General features: G+C 42.3%; 8 protein-coding genes. 3 read left to right on the forward strand and 5 right to left on the reverse strand.

The window, feature by feature from the left end; genetic code table 11:
• Positions 1 to 351: 351 nt before the first annotated feature.
• The gene (locus R7D93_RS20735) at positions 352 to 603 is read left to right on the forward strand and encodes a YgjV family protein (protein WP_005376619.1); all 252 of its coding nucleotides are present in this window, start codon (positions 352 to 354) and stop codon (positions 601 to 603) included.
• Positions 604 to 691: 88 nt separating this feature from the next.
• Here the strand turns inward: R7D93_RS20735 and R7D93_RS20740 are convergent, their stop codons facing one another.
• Positions 692 to 973 (reverse strand): DUF2218 domain-containing protein, encoded by a 282-nt coding sequence (locus R7D93_RS20740; RefSeq protein ID WP_005376622.1) that lies wholly within the window; start codon positions 971 to 973, stop codon positions 692 to 694.
• A gap of 41 nt (positions 974 to 1014) precedes the next feature.
• Positions 1015 to 3021: a TonB-dependent siderophore receptor gene (locus tag R7D93_RS20745; RefSeq protein WP_005382608.1), complete on the reverse strand. Its 2007-nt coding sequence runs from the start codon at positions 3019 to 3021 to the stop codon at positions 1015 to 1017.
• 116 nt (positions 3022 to 3137) lie between these two features.
• Between R7D93_RS20745 and R7D93_RS20750 the strand changes: the two genes are divergently transcribed.
• Together R7D93_RS20750 and cueR are read left to right on the forward strand one after the other, a co-directional pair.
• Positions 3138 to 4106: a helix-turn-helix domain-containing protein gene (locus R7D93_RS20750; protein ID WP_005382609.1), complete on the forward strand. Its 969-nt coding sequence runs from the start codon at positions 3138 to 3140 to the stop codon at positions 4104 to 4106.
• Between the two features lie 87 nt (positions 4107 to 4193).
• Positions 4194 to 4580, forward strand: coding sequence for a Cu(I)-responsive transcriptional regulator (cueR, locus tag R7D93_RS20755; RefSeq protein ID WP_005376627.1), 387 nt, complete (start codon positions 4194 to 4196; stop codon positions 4578 to 4580).
• A 42-nt stretch (positions 4581 to 4622) separates the two neighbouring features.
• Here the strand turns inward: cueR and vctC are convergent, their stop codons facing one another.
• The 3 genes from vctC to vctD are packed head-to-tail and all read right to left on the reverse strand — an operon-like array spanning position 4623 to position 7259.
• Positions 4623 to 5378, reverse strand: a complete 756-nt coding sequence (vctC, locus tag R7D93_RS20760; RefSeq protein WP_025767868.1) for an iron chelate ABC transporter ATP-binding protein VctC — start codon at positions 5376 to 5378, stop codon at positions 4623 to 4625.
• A gap of 2 nt (positions 5379 to 5380) precedes the next feature.
• Entirely contained in the window at positions 5381 to 6331 is a 951-nt protein-coding gene (gene vctG, locus R7D93_RS20765) for an iron chelate uptake ABC transporter permease subunit VctG (RefSeq protein WP_005376631.1), read from the reverse strand.
• Positions 6324 to 7259, reverse strand: coding sequence for an iron chelate uptake ABC transporter permease subunit VctD (vctD, locus tag R7D93_RS20770; RefSeq protein ID WP_017820306.1), 936 nt, complete (start codon positions 7257 to 7259; stop codon positions 6324 to 6326). Before vctD ends, vctG begins: the two co-directional genes overlap by 8 nt.
• Positions 7260 to 7274: the final 15 nt, after the last annotated feature.

Consider the following 7274-nt stretch of genomic DNA (forward strand, 5'->3'; position numbering starts at 1 on the left):
AAACACGACCAAGCTAATAATAAAATACATAAACACAGCACTTGAAAATAATTATCATTTTCAATCATATGTAAATATTCCCTTACTTTCAATGGTGTTTGAGCTATTAATGTCATCGTTATTATCAATCAACACAATAAGTAAAATTATCAGTAATTCCAGTCCTAAACGTTTGCGTAATCGCTAACCTTCTCTTAACCTTGATTTGAGGCTTTTATCACGGTTTTTCCATTGATATAGTGCGTCCATACAACAAAAAAAGACCATTCGAGGCATGGAGCTTCCTCATTAATCTCAAGATGAGAAGAATTGGTACCGACAAAATTCGGCAGATTTTAAGAGGGTCAAAAAATGGACATGAATATGGTTGAGATTTTAGGTTATGCAGCTTCAATCATGGTCGCTATTTCGCTAACTATGAAAGATATTGTTAAGCTTCGTATCCTTAACTTTATTGGTTGTGCGCTATTTACTGCTTACGGACTAATGATTGATTCTTGGCCTGTAGTACTAACTAACGGTTTTATAGCTTGCGTTAACATCTACTTCCTAGCAAAAATGCAGCAGGAAAAAAAAAGCCTAGAGCCTGAGAAAGCGCAATAGCATTCAAACAATAAAAGCCCGCAAATCATAAGATTGCGGGCTTTTGCTTTTAACATTCCCTTTCTATCACAGCATCCTTAAACGAGCGCTAACGAACCCAGCTAAGTGCTAATGTTTCTCGACGAGAAAACATGTCCACATGCGATGAAATGATCGCCTTAACCGTATTCAGTTTCTCTTCTGAATCCGCCTCACAGGTTATAGTTAAGCTAGATGCACAAAGGTTAAACTCCGCTTTTCCCGTCGGAAATGTCACCAAACCGCTATTTTCATTCCAAGTAGCAGGAACTTTTCGTCCAAAATGCCGACAAAGCGTCACTAAGTATTTGTCAGCGTGTTCGCTATCTATTCGGGTGCTTTCTTTAATCATGAACTTACTCGTTACTTTGAAACGTCCTATGAAGAGCCTTGTTAGAATTGATAAGCTGCAGAGAGCTTGAAGTTGCGACCCGGCTCGTAGTCATCAAGCGTGAAGCCACGTGCAGTACCCGAACGAGACGCATGAGAGCTGTACAACTCGTCAAATACATTATCAATACCAAAGGTCACCGACAGCCCATCAATATCAGACGGCACCCATTGAGCGTATAGATTATGCACATCATAACTTGCTTTCTTTGGCTGACCATCAAAGACGTTGTCTTCCTCTAGAACAAACATTGAGTTCCACCCGAAGATCGTTTCTAAAGCGTCTGACTGGTAATCCAAAGTTAGAGCAATGCTATCACCCATATCAATGCTACGCCCATTGCCCCCAGCAACAGGACCACCAGTATTCTTGTTTTTGGTGTCCGACTTAGAGTAAGAAAGTTTGCTGTTAAACTTGTCGTAACCATAAGAAGCACTTGCTTCAAAGCCTTTAATCTCAACATCACCTAAGTTGTAAATCAGGTAAGTTTGAGTCGCGTTTTGGTACTGGTCTGCAATGTAATCATCAATTTCCGTTTGGAATACCGTAATATTCGCCCCAAAGAAATGCTTATCAAAGGTTTTATCAAAACGAACACCACCCTGCGTGTTCAATCCCGTTTCTGGCTTTAGCCCATCCTCTAAAAATGCAACGTCTTGGTAAGCAATAAAGGTTTCCATTAGCTCTGGACCTTTAAATAGAGAGCGTGCACTCGCAAACAACGTCCAATCTTGCGTCACCGCCCATTCTGCTGCTAGAGCCCAAGTCACATCATCATAATTACTGGTTCCTGTCTCAGCTTTGCGTTTGTAATCATCAAAGCGCATACCTGCAGTAATAAAGAAGGCATCAGAGAAGAAGAACTGATCTTCTACAAACAGTGCGGTTGAAATCGCCGATTCGTCCATAAACTTACGACTACCGTAGTAACTCGAAGACGTTTTATCCATGTAGTCGAAGCCATAAGTGACTCGATTATCAAACTCACCCAACATAACATCTGACTGGAATTTGCCATTCAAACCAAAGTTTTGGTTTTTGGCGGTGTTCTTTGATAAACGGTTCGAGGGCCAACGAGGGGCCATCACCGTTTCGTCACGTTTAATTTCTGTCTCGGTATTATAAAGAGTGACGTTTCCTTGGTGTTGTTCGCCTCGCAACTCGTAACTCAAGGTAACGGTATCGCGGTCATAATCCGTAGGGATAAGTAACTTGCTCGACAGGCTATTATTTGCACTACCCGACATATCAGGACGCGGACTGTAATCTCCACTGTCTCGGTACATGTCATAAGAGAGCTCAAAACGATGGATGTCATTTAGTTCATACCCCAGCTTAGCCAGAATGTTGTAAACATCACCTGCAGCACCATAGGTTTTATTGCCATCACCATCTTCAAAATCATCACGCGTAACGTAATGGCCATAGACCATCGCATCAATGTTTTCGGACAAAAGTCCGTACAGTGTCAACGAACCTTGTTGGTTGTCGTTGGATGCATAGCCGCCATAAACACGCGCACCAAACTTTTCATCGTAACGAAGTAAGTCACGAGCGTCTTTCGTTTCAAAGTAGACCGAACCGCCTAACCCGTTTTGAGTCACAGAGTTATTACCTACCTGAATGTCCGCAGATTTGAGAATGTCAGGGTTCAACGTCAAGTTACCAATATGATGGAACATGCTCGCATGCTGAGAAGCACCGTCAAGACGAATGTCCAAATCGGTTTCGCTCAAACCACGAATCGTAATACGTTGATTCACAGAGTGTGTGCCACCAACATCCACACCGGGAATATCGCGCAGTAAATCAGACATATGATCCGCTTGCTTCAGTGACATGTCGTCCGCAAACATCGACTCAGTGTTGCTGGAAACTTTCGTTCCCCATACAACGACCTCTTCAAAATGTGACTCAGTATCTTGAGCTAAAACAGGGGTTGATAGCGCCATTCCCACTGCAAGGCAAAGGCTTGAAAGCTTGATAGGTGAACAAGCAGGGCTTTCCATAACTTCATTCCTAAATATTAATGATAATAATTCTCAGGTATAATAAGCATGAGTTTTATAAATACAAAGGCGATTTGGTTATGCGAAATCGCACAAGTGTTATGAGGAAGTGTCAAATGCAGGAAGTCACAACAAAACGAACTAAAATTGCCAAGATAGCTTTAACCCAAAGACTAGAGGCGACAGAGAAACAATGGATTGTCACGCAAGGCCAACCTTGTCAAACTCAACTGGCCGAAGGTAAGTTCCTATCATATCAGTACAATGATCAAATTTTTGTTCATGGCGGGCGTTGTCTAGAACTTATTGATTCGAATATTGTTTCTACTGCACATGCCTCACTGCTGGTCACTATTCTTTTAGAAGGTAGACTCTCGTTTGGCTACGACGATTTGCAATTTGATTTAGACGCGAGCGACGGCCCTAAGGGTGTAGTGGTGAACTTACTCAAACCTGCAAATTTTCGTCGTTCACTGCTCAAAGATAACCTCATTAATAAGATCAACATATTGGTTAAGCCCCAATGGCTAGAGGCCCGCCTTGAGCAAAATTGTAGTCATCGAGCCTTTTTTAACTCTCATCAGGCGTTTCAACAGTTGGAGCCTAACCAGACGCTATGCGAGCTGGCCGAAACGTTAACAAATAGAGAAACACCGCAAGAGTTCCAAGAGAAGCTAGAGGTCGAAAGCTTGATCTATCAAATTTTACATCAAGCCACCAAGCAAATTCCTAAGAATTTCAGTGCTAAAAACAGCAGTATTGAACGACACATTGACGGTCGGATTGAGGATATTGTCAGCTATATTGAAACTCACCTTGATCAAGAACTACGCTTGGAAAAGTTGGCGAGCCAATTCTCAATGAGTGTTTCAAACCTGCAGCGCCGATTTAAACAATCACTTAATATGACCATAAACGGCTACATTCGTTTTCGACGTCTTGAGATTGCTAGGCAACATTTGGAACGTGGCCTAGTGACGATAACAGAAGCCGCCTATGAAGCCGGATACCACCACCCTTCTAACTTCACTTATGCCTTCAAAAAGGCATTTGGTGTGCCACCACATGAAGTGATTAAAGAGTAAGGGGACTCTAGGTAACTGACTGTTATTTAGGAGTGTCTTATCCACAACATCGGTATATACTCGCCTTAAACGTTATGGAGGTTAAACATGAATATTGGTGCTGTCGCGAAGCTCACAGGGCTTTCATCTAAGTCGATTCGATTATATGAAGACAAAGGGATCATATCTCCACCAGCGCGCAGCGACTCTGGCTATCGCGAATATTCAGATAATCATATTCAAGAGCTTAACTTGGTATCACGCGCAAAAAGCGCAGGCTTTTCGTTGCAAGAATGCAAAGAGTTCGTACAACTTGCTCATAACCCCAACCGCAAAAGTAGCGAAGTAAAAGCAAGAACCATGGACAAACTGAGAGAGGTTGAAGAAAAAATTGCACACCTCATGGAGATCAAAACGCAACTTGAAGGTTGGGTTTCTTCTTGTCCTGGAGATGCAGAGAGCCGATGCCCAATCATAGACGAGCTCACCAAGTAAGCCCGCCTATCTATTGATCTCGTTAAAAACGAACTAGCTCGCTTAATGATAAGTACACATGCGCTTACCGTTTAACTCTATGATGTTAAATGGCGTTTCGTAGATGTCCTCTAGCGTAGACGCTTGAATAACATCTTCAACCGCACCACTCGCCACAACTTTACCTTTCTTAAGCGCCAATATGACATCTGAGTAACACGCCGCGAAATTAATATCATGAATCACGACCACCATGGCTTTATTCATGTCATGGGCTAACTGCTGCACAACTTTCATGATCTGAAGAGAGTGTTTGATATCTAAGTTATTAAGAGGTTCATCAAGAAAGACATAATCTGTATCTTGTGCAATCACCATAGCAATAAATGCAAGCTGTCGCTGACCACCACTTAACTCATCCAAGTATTTGTCTTGAATATCTTGCAAATCTAAGTAGTCGATCGCTTGTTCTATGACCTCATGATCTTCTTTAGTCAGATTTCCTTTAGAGTATGGGAAACGACCAAAAGAGACTAACTCTTTTACGGTAAACCGCATTGTAATCGAGTTAGCTTGGCGAAGTACTGCCAGTTTTTTCGCTAGCTCTTTTGTGTCCCATTCCGCGATTTCCTTGCAATCAATGATAACACTACCGCCATCTCGCTCCGTTAAGCGCGAGGCCATAGATAACAGCGTGCTCTTTCCCGCGCCATTTGGACCGATAATCGATGTTACCTTGCCCTTTTCAAACTGAGTATTGGCCTCGTCTACGACTTTGTTTGAACCGAAAGCCTTCGTTAATTTGTCTATTACTATCATATTTATACAACTTTGTTTTTCAGCAGCAGGTATAAGAAATACGCACCGCCGATAAAGTTAATTACGACACTCAACGTCGTCTCAAAACTGAACACGTTTTCGATTATCCATTGCCCAGCAAGTAATGAACTGATGGATAGAAACGAACATCCGACCAATAGCGTTTTATGTTGGTAACTTCGGAACATTTCTCGGCTTAAGTTGGTCACTAGTAAACCAAAGAACATGATTGGCCCTACCAAAGCCGTAGAAATAGCAATCAAAACCGCCGAGATAATAAACACATTTCTCGTCACTTTAGGTACATCAACACCCAAACTTTTCGCATTGTCTTGGTCGAGCCAAAACACATCTAAAGTGCGATGCATCCTAAACAACAACCAACATGCAAACATCAAAGCCGGAGCACTAAAGTAAACCAAGTTCACTTTGACATTATTGAAACTGGCGTACAGTTTCGACTGAACAATTGCATATGTGTTTGGGTCCATCAGCAAAGAAAAGAATGACGCCGCATTGGAAAATAGCTGACCAAAGATCAAGCCGACCAATAGCAACGTAATCAAGTTCTTGCTGCCTTTTGAAAAGTAAAACCCAAACAGCAGTAGCGAAAACGACACCATTACAATTACTGCAATCGCGAAATTGACGTACAAGTTAAGAACTAAGGTACTCAACCCACCAAAAATCAACACGATCAAAATTTGGGTTAACACATACAGCGCATCAAAACCCATGATACTTGGCGTTAAAATTCGGTTGTGCGTAATGGTTTGAAATACAAGTGAAGACTGAGCAATGGCCACACCCGCTAGCACTATCGCCAATACTTTAGGAACTCTACGAGACAAAAAATATTGGTAGTTGTCAGCCGTTAGCCCAATACCAATAAACAGACACGCGAAAAGAATCGCAATGCCACCTAGCAGCAGGATTTTCGTTGAATCACGCATGTTGCTTACCTCGCAACAACATAGCGATGAATACCACGCCACCCAATATGCTGATCACGATAGAGATTGGCATTTCATGAGGGAAAATAATTAAACGACTCACCAAGTCGCAACACAACACTAAAATCGCCCCATACATGGCCGTAAGCGGAATGTTCTTTTTGAGATTATCGCCATAAAAGTGACTCACGAGATTCGGCACAATCAGCCCTAAGAATGGCAACTGGCCAACAATCATCACGACACTTGCTGACATGATGGACACCAATAGCACGCCAATCGTCACAACCTGCTGATAATTTAAACCCAAGTTAATCGCGAAATCTTTTCCGATACCTACGGCAGAGATCCTTGCGGCAAAAAGATAGCTGAGGATAACCATTGGTACCGCGATGTACAGCAGTTCAAAATCACCACGCAAGATGTTAGCGAAGTTTGCGACTGTCCAAGCATTCAGACTTTGAAGTGCATCATATTTGTAAGCGATAAACGTAGTCATGGATTGGATGACATTGCCGAAAATAATCCCGACAAGAGGCACAAAAACCACGCTCTTAAATTGAATGCGCTGAATAAAGAAAACAAACGCTAGCGTCCCAAATACCGAGATGCCAAATACGAGCCAAAGGTGATTATCATTACCAAAGAAAACCACGCTCAGTACGTAGCCCAACATGGCACATTCGATCGTACCAGTTGTAGAAGGTGCAGCAAATCGGTTCTGGCTGATTTGCTGCATGACAAGACCCGCAATACTCAAGCCAGCACCAGCAAGCAGTATGGCAAATAAACGTGGTATACGGCTGGTAAAGAAAAGCTCTAATGCTTTCTCATCACCTGAAAAGAGTTGTTGGGGCGTCATGTTTGCCACCCCAACAAATAACGAAACCGTGCTTAAAACCACAAGGGTTAGCAATAACTTCTTCAAAGTTAACCTCTGCTA

The sequence above is a fragment of the Vibrio sp. YT-15 genome (genome assembly GCF_033337445.1).
Lineage (GTDB): Bacteria > Pseudomonadota > Gammaproteobacteria > Enterobacterales > Vibrionaceae > Vibrio > Vibrio alginolyticus.

Coding starts and splice junctions, on each gene's coding strand:
- R7D93_RS20745 (WP_005382608.1), bottom strand. CDS start 3,021: ATGGAAAGCCCTGCTTGTTCACCTATCAAGCTTTCAAGCCTTTGCCTT.
- vctG (WP_005376631.1), bottom strand. CDS start 6,331: ATGCGTGATTCAACGAAAATCCTGCTGCTAGGTGGCATTGCGATTCTT.
- cueR (WP_005376627.1), top strand. CDS start 4,194: ATGAATATTGGTGCTGTCGCGAAGCTCACAGGGCTTTCATCTAAGTCG.
- R7D93_RS20740 (WP_005376622.1), bottom strand. CDS start 973: ATGATTAAAGAAAGCACCCGAATAGATAGCGAACACGCTGACAAATAC.
- R7D93_RS20750 (WP_005382609.1), top strand. CDS start 3,138: ATGCAGGAAGTCACAACAAAACGAACTAAAATTGCCAAGATAGCTTTA.
- vctC (WP_025767868.1), bottom strand. CDS start 5,378: ATGATAGTAATAGACAAATTAACGAAGGCTTTCGGTTCAAACAAAGTC.
- R7D93_RS20735 (WP_005376619.1), top strand. CDS start 352: ATGGACATGAATATGGTTGAGATTTTAGGTTATGCAGCTTCAATCATG.